The following is a 17,420-nucleotide window of genomic DNA, read 5'->3' as shown; positions in this document are numbered from 1 at the left end:
GCCAAATTTACATTACTGCAAACCAAACTCAATGTCCCTACACCTCAAACGCTTATTTTTATTTGTTATTGTTTTCAGCGCAATAGTTTTTAATTCGTCAATTGTTCTTGCCGATGGATCAATTAATTTGTATCCTACAACCGCTTCAGGGGGAAGAGCAAAATTAAGATCCAGCACGGCCTCTGATGCTTCCTATCCATTTCCGGGGTTGAATGCACATTTCACTTATGCAAAGGTCGGGGAATTGATAACGATGGCAAGCAGCGAAATGGGAATAGGCAGTGCTGAAATACGTTTGACAGCGCCAGATGGTACAATTACCAATTATACCGGAACGTCCAATGGAAGAATCGCAGACCGGCCGGCCGAAGTTGCTGGACCTCGCCTGCCAGGAGTGGTTGGAGGAAATTTTTATACACCTGTTTATTATACAGTACCAAATGGTGGGGCGGGGATTTATAAGATTGAATTCATAGCCGGGGCCGGAACTAGTGGAGGAACTGAAAACAGAGTAAATCTAGCTGCCACAGATCCATGGACCAGCAACGGTACCAACTCGCGATTAATTTCTGCATGGGATGTTTCTGTATTTTCTAACAGTTCAGCCTCTGCTGCTAAAATTCAGGGACGTGTATATGCTAACATTCTTACGTTAGCTATAAATGGAACTAATGGTTTTCCTGCCAACAGAAATTTCTATGGTATAATGTATGTCCTTACTAAGGACGGTTATATTTATAGAACAAATAACAATGGAAATAATGGTATTAATTTTACTTTTTTTGTAAATAATAAGGGATTGGTAGATGGAACTGACCAACCCATTTATAAAAGTTTAAATACTACCACCAATATTTCAACCAGAATCCAAGATCCAAGAGTGGCTGATACTCAGTCATCAATTACTCATAAGATGTTTTATACCCTGCCTGCCTCCGACCTACCAGTCTCATCAACCGGTGCAGTGCCGGGTGGAACAACTTGGTTGAAAAATACAAGACTGAATCCAGAAGTGACCAACCTGAATATTGTTGGTGCTGACGGAACTGTAGGGCAGGTGAGTAATAAAGGAGGAAATGTCGTTTTTACAGCCAACCTCGCTGGAAGATACAGTATTAAGATCATTAGTAAGAAAGCAGCTGGTGATCCTCAATATTTCCCTACAAGGACATTATCAGGAAATGCACTTGCTGGGCCGAATTCAATAGCGTGGGATGGGAAAGATGGAGCTGGAATTCCACTTCCTAATGGGACGATTCCTGCAACATTAACTGTTCAACTTCAGGGGGCTGAAGTACATTTTCCTTATTTCGATATGGAAGTAAATCCAAATGGATTAATTTTAGATCTTCTTGCGGCAAATAACTCAACTGTGCAATCTAATATTGTATATTGGGATGATTCTGATATAAACCCCGCGTTCGATGTCACATCAAACCCAATAAACGCTAGCCAGTTCGTTATCCCAGCAGGAACCTCAAGTGCTATCAATGGACATAAGTGGGGTGGGTCTAGTAGTCCAACATCAAACACTTTTGGAGATAATAAATCAATGGATACCTGGACGTTCGTTCTTGGGGCTGAAGAAGTCCTTGATCTACAAGTTGAAGTAAAGACCGCTGATCTGGAAGTAGTTAGTATCATTCCATCTGCAACCTCAATAGCGGCGAACGGAACCGTAAATTATACGGTTGTGGCCAGAAATAATGGCCCGAGTGATGTAACTGGTTCACCTTTTGCTTTTTCGGTGCCGGCAGGATATGAAATTGTCAACGTGGTTCCAACTAGCAGTTGTGCCATTGAAGCGTCAAATGCCATTTCTGCAAACAAACAGGCCTACAATTCATCACTGACGCTAGCCAATCGATGTTCAATCAGTTATGCGATTACGGTTAAAGCGATACCATCTGCTGTTGCAGGCTCTGCTTTAAATGTAAAAGCTACAATAATGCGCCCAAATGATGTAACAGATCCGGATGCAACCAATACGACCGCAAATACACCTCCAACGAATCCGGAATTTGAATGTGCAAATAATGGGATAGGGGGGGCTTGTAACAATATCAAAGTTAATGCTGCTGTACTGGTCTTGAATACTGCACCTGTTGCTACTCCTGATATAAGTTCTACTGCAGAAGATGTTACTCTTACCGTTGATGCTGCTGGTGGGATCTTGGCCAACGACTCAGATATTGATACAAATCCACTTACTGTAACTAGATTTACTATCAATGGAATAGCGGGTGATCGGACGATTGCATCGCCATTCCTAATCCCAGGTGTAGGAACTATCACAATTAATGCAAACGGATCATATACTTTTGTGCCAGCTGCCAATTTTAATGGTACTGTACCACAGATCACCTATTTTATGACAGATGGTACCGCAACAGCAAACTCAACATTGGATATTACGGTTAGCCCTGTGAACGATGTGCCGACCGGAACAGGCGATACGAAGACCACACCGGAGGATGCCCCTGTATCTGGCGCTGTTAGCGGATCGGATGTGGACGGTGATGCGTTGACCTATACAAAAGCCACTGATCCTGCGAACGGAACGGTAACGGTTAATGTTGACGGTACCTATACTTACACCCCTAACAAGGACTACAATGGTGCGGACAGTTTTACCATCACCATTTCTGATGGTAAAGGCGGTAATGTGACCGTACCGGTAAATATTACGGTGACTCCTGTGAACGATGTGCCTGTGGCCAGCTCACCTGCGATCACTACTCCTGAGGATACCCCTCAGAACGGAACAATTACGGTGACGGACGTTGACGGCGGAACACCTGTGTTCAGTGTGACCACGCCTCCTTCGAACGGAACGGTAACGGTCAACACTGACGGAACCTATACCTATACACCGAAACCGAACTATAACGGACCGGACACCTTTACGGTAACGGTTGACGACGGAAACGGCGGAACAACTACGGTAACCATTCCGGTAACCGTGACCCCTGTGAACGATGTACCGACCGGAACGGGCGATACGAAGACCACACCGGAGGATGCCCCTGTATCTGGCGCTGTTAGCGGATCGGATGTGGACGGTGATGCGTTGACCTATACAAAAGCTACTGATCCTGCGAACGGAACGGTAACGGTTAATATTGACGGTACCTACACTTACACCCCTAACAAGGACTACAATGGTGCGGACAGCTTTACCATCACCATCTCTGATGGAAAAGGCGGTAACGTGACCGTACCGGTTAATATTACGGTGACCCCTGTGAACGATGTGCCGACCGGAACAGGCGATACGAAGACCACACCGGAGGATGCCCCTGTATCTGGCGCTGTTAGCGGATCGGATGTGGACGGCGACGCATTGACCTATACAAAAGCCACTGATCCTGCGAACGGAACGGTAACGGTTAATGTTGACGGTACCTATACTTACACTCCGAACAAGGACTACAATGGTGCGGACAGTTTTACCATCACCATTTCTGATGGAAAAGGAGGTAACGTGACCGTACCGGTTAATATTACGGTGACCCCTGTGAACGATGTGCCGACCGGAACAGGCGATACGAAGACCACACCGGAGGATGCCCCTATATCTGGCGCTGTTAGCGGATCGGATGTGGACGGTGATGCGTTGACCTATACAAAAGCCACTGATCCTGCGAACGGAACGGTAACGGTTAATGTTGACGGTACCTACACTTACACCCCTAACAAGGACTACAATGGTGCGGACAGTTTTACCATCAACATTTCTGATGGTAAAGGCGGTAATGTGACCGTACCGGTAAATATTACGGTGACTCCTGTGAACGATGTGCCTGTGGCCAGCTCACCAGCGATCACCACTCCTGAGGACACCCCTCAGAACGGAACGGTTACGGTGACTGACGTTGACGGCGGTACACCTGTGTTCAGTGTGACCACGCCTCCTGCAAACGGAACGGTAACGGTCAACACAGACGGAACCTATACCTATACACCGAAACCGAACTATAACGGACCGGACACCTTTACGGTAACGGTTGACGACGGAAACGGCGGAACAACTACGGTAACCATTCCGGTGACGGTGACCCCTGTGAACGATGTGCCGACCGGAACGGGCGATACGAAGACCACACCGGAGGATGCCCCTGTATCTGGCGCTGTTAGCGGATCGGATGTGGACGGTGATGCGTTGACCTATACAAAAGCGACTGATCCTGCGAACGGAACGGTAACGGTTAATGTTGACGGTACCTACACTTACACACCTAACAAGGACCACAATGGTGCGGACAGCTTTACCATCACCATCTCTGATGGAAAAGGCGGTAACGTGACCGTACCGGTTAATATTACGGTGACCCCTGTGAACGATGTACCGACCGGAACGGGCGATACGAAGACCACACCGGAGGATGCCCCTGTATCTGGCGCTGTTAGCGGATCGGATGTGGACGGTGATGCGTTGACCTATACAAAAGCCACTGATCCTGCGAACGGAACTGTAACGGTTAATGTTGACGGTACCTATACTTACACCCCTAACAAGGACTACAATGGTGCGGACAGTTTCACCATCACCATTTCTGATGGAAAGGGCGGTAATGTGACCGTACCGGTAAATATTACGGTGACCCCTGTGAACGATGTGCCTGTGGCCAGCTCACCTGCGATCACTACTCCTGAGGATACCCCTCAGAACGGAACAATTACGGTGACGGACGTTGACGGCGGAACACCTGTGTTCAGTGTGACCACGCCTCCGGCGAACGGAACGGTAACGGTCAACACAGACGGAACCTATACCTATACACCGAAACCGAACTATAACGGACCGGACACCTTTACGGTAACGGTTGACGACGGAAACGGCGGAACAACTACGGTAACCATTCCGGTAACCGTGACCCCTGTGAACGATGTACCGACCGGAACGGGCGATACGAAGACCACACCGGAGGATGCCCCTGTATCTGGCGCTGTTAGCGGATCGGATATGGACGGTGATGCGTTGACCTATACAAAAGCCACTGATCCTGCGAACGGAACGGTAACGGTTAATATTGACGGTACCTACACTTACACCCCTAACAAGGACTACAATGGTGCGGACAGCTTTACCATCACCATCTCTGATGGAAAAGGCGGTAACGTGACCGTACCGGTAAATATCACAGTGACCCCTGTGAACGATGTGCCGACCGGAACAGGCGATACGAAGACCACACCGGAGGATGCCCCTGTATCTGGCGCTGTTAGCGGATCGGATGTGGACGGTGATGCGTTGACCTATACAAAAGCCACTGATCCTGCGAACGGAACGGTAACGGTTAATGTTGACGGTACCTACACTTACACCCCTAACAAGGACTACAATGGTGCGGACAGTTTTACCATCACCATTTCTGATGGTAAAGGAGGTAATGTGACCGTACCGGTAAATATTACGGTGACTCCTGTGAACGATGTGCCTGTGGCCAGCTCACCAGCGATCACCACTCCTGAGGACACCCCTCAGAACGGAACGGTTACGGTAACGGACGTTGACGGCGGTACACCTGTGTTCAGTGTGACCACGCCTCCTGCGAACGGAACGGTAACGGTCAACACAGACGGAACCTATACCTATACACCGAAACCGAACTTTAACGGACCGGACACCTTTACGGTAACGGTTGACGACGGCAACGGCGGAACAACTACGGTAACCATTCCGGTGACGGTGACCCCTGTGAACGATGTGCCGACCGGAACGGGCGATACGAAGACCACACCGGAGGATGCCCCTGTATCTGGCGCTGTTAGCGGATCGGATGTGGACGGTGATGCGTTGACCTATACAAAAGCGACTGATCCTGCGAACGGAACGGTAACGGTTAATGTTGACGGTACCTACACTTACACACCTAACAAGGACCACAATGGTGCGGACAGCTTTACCATCACCATCTCTGATGGAAAAGGCGGTAACGTGACCGTACCGGTTAATATTACGGTGACCCCTGTGAACGATGTACCGACCGGAACGGGCGATACGAAGACCACACCGGAGGATGCCCCTGTATCTGGCGCTGTTAGCGGATCGGATGTGGACGGTGATGCGTTGACCTATACAAAAGCCACTGATCCTGCGAACGGAACTGTAACGGTTAATGTTGACGGTACCTATACTTACACCCCTAACAAGGACTACAATGGTGCGGACAGTTTCACCATCACCATTTCTGATGGAAAGGGCGGTAATGTGACCGTACCGGTAAATATTACGGTGACCCCTGTGAACGATGTGCCTGTGGCCAGCTCACCTGCGATCACTACTCCTGAGGATACCCCTCAGAACGGAACAATTACGGTGACGGACGTTGACGGCGGAACACCTGTGTTCAGTGTGACCACGCCTCCGGCGAACGGAACGGTAACGGTCAACACAGACGGAACCTATACCTATACACCGAAACCGAACTATAACGGACCGGACACCTTTACGGTAACGGTTGACGACGGAAACGGCGGAACAACTACGGTAACCATTCCGGTAACCGTGACCCCTGTGAACGATGTACCGACCGGAACGGGCGATACGAAGACCACACCGGAGGATGCCCCTGTATCTGGCGCTGTTAGCGGATCGGATATGGACGGTGATGCGTTGACCTATACAAAAGCCACTGATCCTGCGAACGGAACGGTAACGGTTAATATTGACGGTACCTACACTTACACCCCTAACAAGGACTACAATGGTGCGGACAGCTTTACCATCACCATCTCTGATGGAAAAGGCGGTAACGTGACCGTACCGGTAAATATCACAGTGACCCCTGTGAACGATGTGCCGACCGGAACAGGCGATACGAAGACCACACCGGAGGATGCCCCTGTATCTGGCGCTGTTAGCGGATCGGATGTGGACGGTGATGCGTTGACCTATACAAAAGCCACTGATCCTGCGAACGGAACGGTAACGGTTAATGTTGACGGTACCTACACTTACACCCCTAACAAGGACTACAATGGTGCGGACAGTTTTACCATCACCATTTCTGATGGTAAAGGAGGTAATGTGACCGTACCGGTAAATATTACGGTGACTCCTGTGAACGATGTGCCTGTGGCCAGCTCACCAGCGATCACCACTCCTGAGGACACCCCTCAGAACGGAACGGTTACGGTGACTGACGTTGACGGCGGTACACCTGTGTTCAGTGTGACCACGCCTCCTGCGAACGGAACGGTAACGGTCAACACCGACGGAACCTATACCTATACACCGAAACCGAACTATAACGGACCGGACACCTTTACGGTAACGGTTGACGACGGCAACGGCGGAACAACTACGGTAACCATTCCGGTAACCGTGACCCCGGTGAACGATACTCCTGTGGTTACTTCACCAGCGATCACCACTCCTGAGGACACCCCTCAGAACGGAACGATCACGGTAACGGACGTTGACGGCGGAACACCTGTGTTCAGTGTGACCACGCCTCCTGCAAACGGAACGGTAACGGTCAACACCGACGGAACCTATACCTATACACCGAAACCGAACTATAACGGACCGGACACCTTTACGGTAACGGTTGACTACGGAAACGGCGGAACAACTACGGTAACCATTCCGGTAACCGTGACCCCTGTGAACGATGTACCGACCGGAACGGGCGATACGAAAACCACACCGGAGGATGCCCCTGTATCCGGCGCTGTTAGCGGATCGGATGTGGACGGCGATGCGTTGACCTATACAAAAGCCACTGATCCTGCGAACGGAACGGTAACGGTTAATGTTGACGGTACCTACACATACACCCCTAACAAGGACTACAATGGTGCGGACAGTTTTACCATCACCATTTCTGATGGTAAAGGCGGTAATGTGACCGTACCGGTAAATATTACGGTGACTCCTGTGAACGATGTGCCTGTGGCCAGCTCACCAGCGATCACCACTCCTGAGGACACCCCTCAGAACGGAACGATCACGGTAACGGACGTTGACGGCGGAACACCTGTGTTCAGTGTGACCACGCCTCCTGCGAACGGAACGGTAACGGTCAACACTGACGGAACCTATACCTATACACCGAAACAGAACTATAACGGACCGGACACCTTTACGGTAACGGTTGACGACGGCAACGGAGGAAAGACTACGGTAACCATTCCGGTGACAGTTGCACCGGTAAATGATTCGCCTGTGGCCAGCGCACCAAATATTTCAACAAATGCAGGAGTCGGAGTTGGAGGTAAAGTAACGGCGAGCGATATTGATGGAGATAATTTAACTTATACAGTAACGGCTCCAGCTGGTAACGGAACTGTGGTGTTCAATCCAGACGGAAGCTATACCTATACGCCAAACCCAGGTTTTAGCGGAACGGACAATTTCATCGTGACAGTAAGCGATGGTAAGGGCGGATCTATAAACGTGCCGATCTCAGTAAACGTGATCTTCGTGCCGAATCCTTCAATGTCGGTTGTGAAAACTGGTGTTGCTGCACCGAATATGATCACTTACAGCTTTAATATTAAAAATACCGGAAACGTGACATTGTTTGATTTTGTATTGGACGATGCCCGGATTGGAATTAATAGCAAGGCCATCTCAATTCCTGGTGGAATATTGCCGGGAGCCAGATTTACTGTAAGCGAAATCTATACGCTTACACAGGCAGATAGAGAAAAAGGCTCAGTTGACAACTCTGCTACAGTATCTGCAAAAGATGCTGCAGGTACGGTAGTTAAAGATGTGACCGGAACTACGGATAACAATGATCTGGCAACTTCTATAGTGTTGCCACCACTTGCTGTGGCAATTAACGATAGTTTCGAGACAGACGCAAATAAAGCTGTAATCAACGAGGTGCGCTCGAATGACAATGTCAACGGTCAGGATATCTTCAGATCAAAAGTAGAGATAACCGTCCAGCCACTTAACGGGAAACTTAGCGTTGATCAAAATGGATCAGTTGTGTATACCCCTAATGCCGGATTTACCGGAGAGGATTCGTACAGTTATCGTTTGGTTGATCAATTCGGTTATTACAGTAATGTTGCAGTTGTATCGATCAAAGTCAACTTCTTTGATATCCGGGTTCCAAATCTGTTCACGCCAAATGGGGATGGCACCAATGATGTATTTGAGATACGTGGACTGAACCAGTATGCCCAGAGTGAACTGACCATTGTAAATAGATGGGGAAATGAAGTATTCAGATCCAATAACTATCAGAACAACTGGAATGGGGAAGGCCTGAACGAGGGAACCTACTACTACCTGCTTAAGGTAAAGAAAAATACAGGAAGCGAATGGGTCATCTTTAAAGGCTATACCACACTGATAAGGGGATTCAAGAAATAAAATTTGATCACTGAACATCGGGGCACCCGCTGCCCCGATGTTCTGATAAAAGCAGACATGAAAAAGATACACATATTAATTCTGTTGTTTTTGGTTGCTAAGGCTGCCACAGCACAGCAGGATGCACAATTCAGTCAATATATGTTCAATGGAATATATATTAATCCGGCCTATGCAGGATATAAGGAACAGCTTAACCTCCATGCTTTCTACAGAACGCAGTGGACCGGAATAGAGGGAGGGCCTAAAACAATGTCATTGGCCGTAGATGCAATTGCCAACAATGGCAACGTAGGGCTTGCGCTTCAGGTTTCAAGCGATAGGCTCGGCGCTCAGCGTAATCAATCCGTTTATGGCAATTATGCTTACCGTATTGCAATGAATGATGATGGCAGCGCCCGATTGGCCTTTGGCGTCGGGGTGGGTGCGGTACAGCTGGGACTGGACGGATCATTGCTCAACCCCAATGATATCGAGGTTAACCAGCCGATCGGAAATCAGAACACTATTGTGCCCGATGCCCGGGCAGGGATTTATTATTCAGACAACCGCTTCTACGCCGGAATCTCTGCGGACAACCTGGTTTCTCAATATATAGATATTGACCGTTATGCCTTTATTGCGCAACCAAAGCCACACTATTACCTGACTGCCGGTGTATTGCTTCCAATAAACCAGGACATGCAGATTAAACCCTCTTTTCTGTTGAAGGACGATCGCGGTGGACCAACAAGTTTGGATCTCAATGCCTTTTTTATCCTTGCTGACAAATTTTGGGTAGGTGGGTCTTATCGCACCGGTGTTAAATTATACAACAAGAACTACCTTCAAAGAGATCTTAGTCAACTAAACTCTGCTGTGGCCGCTGTACAGCTTATGCCCAACAGCAACCTGAGGATAGGCTATGCTTATGATTTTTCGATCGGTCCGCTGCAAGGGTATAGCAGTGGTACACATGAGATTTCTTTGGGTTACTTCTTTACCCGGAAAAATATCAGATTGGCTACACCGCGTTATTTCTAATTTCATCTCATCAGGCAATGAACAAATCAATTTATAAAAAAATAGTATTCTCTGCTTTTCTAACGCTTTCGAGCGGAATAGCGCTGGGACAATATGTGATCAAGGAAGCCGACATGCAGTATCAGCTGTTTAATTTTGTAAAAGCTACTGACCTCTACGAGCAGGCATATAGAAAGAAGCCGACATTACATGCGGCGGAGCGACTGGCAGATTGCTATTTCAGGCAGCGTGATTTCAGGCAGGCCGAGAGCTGGTATGCTATTGCAGCTTCAATGCCCGGAACCAGGCCTTCCAATATCCTTGGATATGCGGAAACGCTCAAAAGCAACGGAAAATACAATGAAGCAAAAGTTCAGTTTATCAATTATGCGGCAAAAACCCCCGATATAAAGGAAAAACAAAAAAATCAATGGATCCAGTCCTGCGATTCCGCCAGGAAGTGGATGGAGACTCCAGTTGCCGTTGATATTGCAGGTGATAAGTCCCTTAACTCTCCGAGCTCGGACTGGGGAACCGTCGTGAACGGAAAATCAATTGTCTTTACTTCTGATAGAGCAAACGCCGATACATCAGCACCTGGTTCCAGACCATTTTTAAAGTTTGACGGCGCTAAAAAGCCGGACAGAACATTCTATGGCTGGACGGGTAATCAATATCTTAACCTTTACCAAAAGGTAGGAAACGACAGCGTCTCCCTTTTTCCGATTCCTTCGATAACCTCTTACCATATCGGTCCGGCGAGTTTTGCGTCTGAACGGGAGATTTATTTTGCCGCCACACTGATTAATAAGGAACTTAATTTTGCCCGTAACAAGGAGCTTAAGGGAAAGCTTGCGACAGCCCATATTGGCATATACCACAGCGAAATGGATGCTCAGGGTAAGTGGAGCAAACCGGAGCCTTTCCAATACAATGATCTTAAAAACTATTCTGTGAGTGATCCCTTTATAGCTGCCGATGGACAAAGCCTTTATTTCGTTTCAGATATGCAGGGAGGGCTTGGAGGAACAGATATTTATCTGACTAAAAAGAATAAAAATGGGGAATGGGATAAGCCTGTCAACTTGCAGTCGGTGAATACGGAAGGTAATGAGAGAAGCCCGATGTGGGATATGGAAAATAACTTCTTTTTTAGTTCTGATGGATGGACTGGTATGGGTGGACTGGATATTTTTACGGCCAAGTCTATTTCTGGAGAAATTTTTACACCTAAAAATATGGGCTATCCGATCAATACGCCAGAAGATGATTTCGCTTATTATCCTGTTAGTCAGAACCAGGGATATCTCTCATCAAACAGGAGCGGAGGAGCGGGAAGTGATGATATCTATACCTGGACAATGAAAAAAACAGATCGACTATGGCTTGTGGGAAAGATTTTTAACAAAAGAAACGGGGTTCCGATAGCCGGGGGGCTGGTTACCCTTTCAAAAGAAGGTTTGACACCCTTGAAGGTACAGACCGACGAAAATGGAGCCTTTAAATTCAGTATCGATCCGTCCTCCGATTATTTATTGACAGGAGAAAAGACTGATTTCAGGGCAGATATTGCAAAGATTTCTACCCAAAGTATCTCTAAAGGCAGAATAGAAAAAAACCTTTATCTGGATCCTGTAGAACTTAATAAAGAAATCAGGATCGAAAATATCTATTACGATTTTGATAAGTCGGATATTCGAAGTGATGCGGCGATTGAACTAGATAAACTGGTGAAAGTTTTGAACGACAACCCGACCATTTGGATCGAACTTGGCTCGCACACTGATTCGCGTGGCGATGATCGCTACAACCAATGGCTTTCACAAAAGCGGGCAAATGCCGCGGTACAGTATATCATTGAAAAGGGAATTTCTAAGAACAGAATCTCAGCAAAGGGATACGGCGAAACAAGACTTTTGAACCGTTGCACAAATGGAATCAAGTGTTCAGCTGCAGATCATCAATTAAACCGGAGAACCGAATTTAAGATCGTCAAATACTAATGAATGCCCTTGAATTAAGGTTTTGGACCTATACTGTGGTAGGGGCTATCTTATTGCTTGTTCTAAGGGTAGTGCTTCAGAGATATATCCAAAGAAAAAAAAGAAGGTCAAGAAGATAAACTGTGCTCAGGCTGTGATAAAAAACTATATGCATGGCGTTAAGAATGGTAGCTAGCTACGAAGTTAATTTTTCAATCAGCAGACAAAATAGCAGGAAGAATACCCGATAAGCAGGATAATTTTTAATTTTACAGAGTAGTTTAGGAGACTACTGCAAAGCTCAAGGAGCTTTGCAAGGGATAGCGGCACATTAACCTGTGCCGCCTTTTTTTTAATTAACGTTAGCCATGGAGATCTACACCCGGATAAACTTTAATTAAAATAAGATGAATCCTTCATCAAATGTATTCTCGCAAATGATTTGCCTGGCGAACCCTGCAAGATCTTATAAAATAATATACACCTCTTCTGACACTTATCTGGTTTCTCCCGGTTTCAGCGAGCTACGGATTATCAAACGGTTTATCCTGTTAAGGAACTTTTTGAAATCGATAGGCTTTACCAGAAAATCATCTGCTTCGGCCCCGAAAGCTGCGAGCGCATGCTCTGGATATCCTGTGATAAAGACAATGAATTCCGCCCGTTCCCGCAGGATCTTTGCGACGTCAATGCCCGAGATCTGCATATGGATATCAAGGAACATAAAATCAATTTTAGCACTGTTTGTAAGCTCCTTTATCGCTGAGGCAGGGTCAACATAGCTTTTGATCAGCTTTAGTTTGGGAATGAGTGAAATATATTCTGATAGCATAAAAACCGAACTGAATTCGTCATCAATTATCACACAACTGTATTTTCTATCTGATTCCAACATATCCTAACAACAAAAATGAAATCGCAATATGAAGGATTACAACCTGATGAAGTATTTTTCTGCTTGTCTGAACACCTATAGATCATAGTTAGACTCTCTCTAATTAAGCAAATCTTTGTAACATATCCATTGGTTTTTTTTTAAAAAATAGCCATTATTATTAACTTTTGACTAAACCTTTAAAATACCCTTTTACTCAGGACCTTGTGCAACAGGGTAGTTTTCGCAAATGATAATGATTACAATATTGAATAACCAAATATTAAGAAGATGTTAACTGAACAGAGGCTGACAAAACTGAGAGAAGCTTTGATTAAAAAACTCGGATCGGAAGTGACCGACTCTTTATCAAGTGAAAGGCTATCTATAGCTATTTTTTTAAAGAGCGGAAATTATGTTAGCCGATCGACTATTATGCATCTCTTTGGCTTTGTAGAAAAGCCGAATTTAATTATAAAAAAAATAAAATAAAAACGGAAGTACAGCCTTGGCCATACCTCCGTTTATCTAAATTAACGCTCTCAAGAACTAAGGTAAGCATCCCGTTCAAAGCTTGCAAGTTTTTTTTCTATTTGTCAAGCTAAGCATATGAGCGCTATCCTTTTCCCAAGCTTATTGTTTGGTCTTTGAAGAACGCTGCCCCAAGTATTTGCGAGCAGTTGACTTGTCTTTGAAAACGCCTCTTAACACTCTTTTGTATAAATCCGGGCGACGGCACCGTAATATACAATTCAATTATTTTAATCAGAACTATCTTTCCTTATTCGATTGCGACAGGACCGTAGCGGCCGTCTCCTTTGTAGCATCACTATACTTATCACTTTTTAAAACCTTGGAGGCCTTGTCTTCCATCTCTGCGCCAGTCTGGTAACTTTTATTCCGCTGGGACATTGCTGATGCTGCCAGTGATTTTGCGGTAGCCGAAGCATTTGGATCTCTTAAGATATCGGACGCCTTTGAGGCAACGTCCGCTGAGGTCTTTTTTTTATTTGCTGACATAACAACTTGATTTAATGAATACTAGCCTAAAATTAAGGATAACTGTTGATGGCTGGGTTTTAGTTTTCCACATAATGGTCTTTCTCACAGGTGCTTAATTCAATTAATTGCTGAAAGTACCTGTAGGCATTTTGAGTAGCAAATTTCTGAACAATCCCTCTGCCGGCAAGACCGGGCCTCCGGTTTGCTGAAAAAAAATCTTCCTTTCTCGCTACGCTCCAAAGCGTATTTATTTTTCGCAAAGTCTTGCCTTGCTGATGGATTGTAATCAGGTGAGGGTGGCTTAACAAAAAGCCAGGAGGCTCCTGCCGACTGGAGTTGAGCACAATAATTAAAAGACATGAACAACTTAAAACCGAAAAAGCCACCCGTCCCTAAGCTCCGCAATGCGGAGCGAAACGGAAACATTGCCCTCCAGTTTGGGGAGAGCGTAAAACATCAGTATTTAAAATTATTTAAAAAAACAATCATGAAAGATCAAGTAAACAATACCGCCAGAGGAACTGCTGAATTTATTGACCTTAAAAATGTAAAGAACCCAATCTATCAGCCACTTGCAGGAAAGTCAAATCGAAACATTGAAAATCAGTCACTCTTGAGTAATGATGAAAAAGCAAACATTAAAACCATAGACCAAGAAAAGACAACGAAAAATGACGAGTCAAAAACCGCTCATACCGTCACCGAAGAAAAACCAATCTTGAACCTGGAAGGAACTTTGAAATTAGTTGAAGAACTCCATAGAAGGATGGTGCAAAGAGGCAGGCTGGTTCATACCATCGACAATTTAGATAAGTTCGAGATTGAACAAAAGCAGGAAGCAGAAGACGTTACCTCCAATTATTACCAAGGGTGTGAAATTGAAATAACAGACGATAAACGAAATAAATTCTCGACCAAAAATCCGGTAATTATTAAAGCTGTTGCGCTATTTGTGCGTGATCTGTGTACCAATAAACTAGCTGAAATAGAGGCCGAAATCATCATTCCAAAATAAAGACCATTTTTTGTCCTGTTCGTTCGGGCAGGGCTAAATCTACTGGCGTAGAGTCGAATTTAAACCTTGGCAGCCTTTTTCACTAAGTATTGTATAAGGTGCCTTTATAAATGCCTTTTAGTCATAAATACAATTTTGATACTATTTAATTCAATTAATATGAAAACAGAAGAGATATTTTTTATTGTCCGTATCGAGGTGAAAACCGAACACGGCCATATTAATGAAACTTTGCAGGAAATGGAAAAGACATCACGCTTTTTTATCACCAATACCCCCAAAGTTAAGGTTATTCATTCCGAAATATTAACCACTCAAACCCGAAACCTAAAAAACAGAAATCATGGCGCATAACATCAATTATAATCCAGTTAGCAAAAAACACAGTTTTTTCTCGGTTAAAGAAAAGGCATGGCATAACCTGGGAACAATCGTCACAGAATACCCTACTAGCGCACAGGCAATAAAATATGCAGGCCTTGACTACCAAGTGGAAAAAAGGCCCCTTTTCAGTCTCGATAATGCCAACGCCGATCTTTATGATGCGATAACTAATGACATCGAACCCACCATTCAGGTGCCTAACTATTTTGCGACAATACGAAGCGATACAGAACAGGTGCTTGGTGTAGTAGGCAGGGATTACGAAATCGTTCAAAATAAGGATGCCTTTTCCTTTTTTGATAGTATCGTAGGTAATGACAACAGTATCAAATACGAAACAGCTGGCGCATTGGGGAACGGTGAACGTATTTTTATTACAGCCAAATTGCCTGAGTATATCAAGATAGGAAGGGATGATCTTATTGAGCAGTACATTTTTTTAACAACTTCCCATGATGGTTATGGAAGTATAACAGCCGCATTCACTCCCGTGAGAATCGTGTGCCAGAATACGCTGAATGCCGCCCTGAACAGCCGGCAGAACAGTATCAAAATCCGTCACACCGCGAGCGCTAAAGGTCGGCTCAAACAGGCACACCAGCTGATGGGTATAACCAATCGGTTAGCCGATGAAATGGAACAACTTTATAACCACTGGGCAAAAATTCGAATCAATGATCAAGAGGTATTCAAACTGATACAAATTGCTATGGCGCCTGGTAAAGAAACCCTTCTAAGTTTACAAGATGAAAAGTTTCACCAGCTGTCCAGTCATTACATGAATATTGTACAGGATGTGTTGGATTATGCACAGTCTGCGCCCTCTCAGCAGGAACCAACGACCAAAGGTACTTTATTTGGTGCCTATAATGCCATCACAGGCTACTTTCAAAATGTACGGAAGTTTAAAAATGAAGAACTCAAGCTTAAAAGCATCCTTTACGGAACAGGCATGCAAAGGGTGCAGACCGCATTCGATCTTTGCCGGAATTTCGAAAGAACCCGAGAAGTATATTTAAGCTGATCGGAGTGTTTAGGGTAACTTCAGGTTACCCTAAATATTCTGATATTCCGGGCGCGCTCCGCGCATAATCTTCAAACATCTGCGAAACATGAAATCCAAAAAATAGGAATCATGCCGCATAACATTATATAAACCAGTCATCGAAAAATACATTTTTTCTTTCAACAAAAGGAATGGCAAACCTTAGGATAATTGACGTATAATCCCACCAGCCCACACATGTGGGTCTCAATTATCAAGTAGAAAAAATCGACCTTTTATTCTCTATAATACACATGCCGGTCTTTATCAAACGCTTGTTAGCGACATCAGACCCACCTTTTATGTGGCTAGCTGGGGACTTCGTTAGGAGTGATCAAGTTATTTCGAAACTTAAGCTTAGTGAGTTTCGGTCTAAACTGATCACCTTGATAAATTGATTATCAAGGTCCTAGAAGTGTGTTGTGGATTATCTTAAACTGGTCAATCCGCTACAGAATTCCTTGGTTAGAGAATCCGAAATTCCCAGCTTGTTCAACCATTATGAAGGAAACTAACTGAGACATGATGAACAGGGGTTACTCGAAGGAGTTTGCAAAGCGCATCTTCAGGCAGCCGGAAGGCTTTGGTAGTTATGGCTTCCTGGAATCACATTCGTCAAGTTTTGCTCTCTTGGCAATAATTTCCTGTTGGATTTGTTCTGGGTGTTGAAATATCGGGATTCAATCGGAAATAGCGATATGTCGCGCTCTTTAGTAGCTAGTTTTTTTACTTAAGTGTTTGTTTTATAGTGATTTGTCTATTTGGTGTGAACTTTGGTA

Annotated in this window: 8 protein-coding genes; 6 read left to right on the top strand and 2 right to left on the bottom strand. The window is 45.2% G+C overall.

The annotated features are described in order from the left end of the window. Positions 1 to 31: 31 nt before the first annotated feature. Genes ACZZZK_RS03750 through ACZZZK_RS03740 form a run of 3 tightly spaced genes read left to right on the top strand, consistent with a single transcriptional unit; the run spans position 32 to position 12,342 of the window. A complete protein-coding gene (locus ACZZZK_RS03750; RefSeq protein WP_463482941.1) occupies positions 32 to 9,337 on the top strand; it encodes a tandem-95 repeat protein in 9,306 nt (3,101 codons plus the stop codon). A 57-nt stretch (positions 9,338 to 9,394) separates the two neighbouring features. Then, entirely contained in the window at positions 9,395 to 10,360 is a 966-nt protein-coding gene (locus ACZZZK_RS03745; protein WP_463482940.1) for a PorP/SprF family type IX secretion system membrane protein, read from the top strand. Between the two features lie 17 nt (positions 10,361 to 10,377). Further along, positions 10,378 to 12,342: an OmpA family protein gene (locus ACZZZK_RS03740; RefSeq protein ID WP_463482939.1), complete on the top strand. Its 1,965-nt coding sequence runs from the start codon at positions 10,378 to 10,380 to the stop codon at positions 12,340 to 12,342. 475 nt (positions 12,343 to 12,817) lie between these two features. Here the strand turns inward: ACZZZK_RS03740 and ACZZZK_RS03735 are convergent, their stop codons facing one another. After that, positions 12,818 to 13,216, bottom strand: coding sequence for a LytR/AlgR family response regulator transcription factor (locus tag ACZZZK_RS03735; protein WP_463482938.1), 399 nt, complete (start codon positions 13,214 to 13,216; stop codon positions 12,818 to 12,820). Positions 13,217 to 13,966: 750 nt separating this feature from the next. After that, on the bottom strand, positions 13,967 to 14,215 hold the full coding sequence (locus tag ACZZZK_RS03730) for a hypothetical protein (RefSeq protein ID WP_463482937.1): 249 nt from the start codon (positions 14,213 to 14,215) through the stop codon (positions 13,967 to 13,969). Positions 14,216 to 14,684: 469 nt separating this feature from the next. Here ACZZZK_RS03730 and ACZZZK_RS03725 point away from each other — a divergent pair, with 469 nt between their 5' ends. The 3 genes from ACZZZK_RS03725 to ACZZZK_RS03715 all read left to right on the top strand — a co-directional run bounded on the left by ACZZZK_RS03725 (position 14,685) and on the right by ACZZZK_RS03715 (position 16,620). Then, complete coding sequence (locus ACZZZK_RS03725; RefSeq protein WP_463482936.1) at positions 14,685 to 15,212, top strand: hypothetical protein; 528 nt, start codon at positions 14,685 to 14,687, stop codon at positions 15,210 to 15,212. A gap of 159 nt (positions 15,213 to 15,371) precedes the next feature. Further along, entirely contained in the window at positions 15,372 to 15,566 is a 195-nt protein-coding gene (locus ACZZZK_RS03720; RefSeq protein WP_463482935.1) for a hypothetical protein, read from the top strand. Then, positions 15,556 to 16,620 carry a DUF932 domain-containing protein gene (locus ACZZZK_RS03715; RefSeq protein WP_463482934.1) on the top strand — a complete coding sequence of 355 codons (1,065 nt, stop codon included), beginning with the start codon at positions 15,556 to 15,558 and terminating at the stop codon, positions 16,618 to 16,620. Before ACZZZK_RS03720 ends, ACZZZK_RS03715 begins: the two co-directional genes overlap by 11 nt. Positions 16,621 to 17,420 lie beyond the last annotated feature (800 nt).

It is taken from the genome of Pedobacter sp. AC163 (assembly GCF_979258665.1).
Note: the sequence above shows the minus strand (reverse complement) of the source record. Positions and strands in the feature narration are given on the sequence as shown.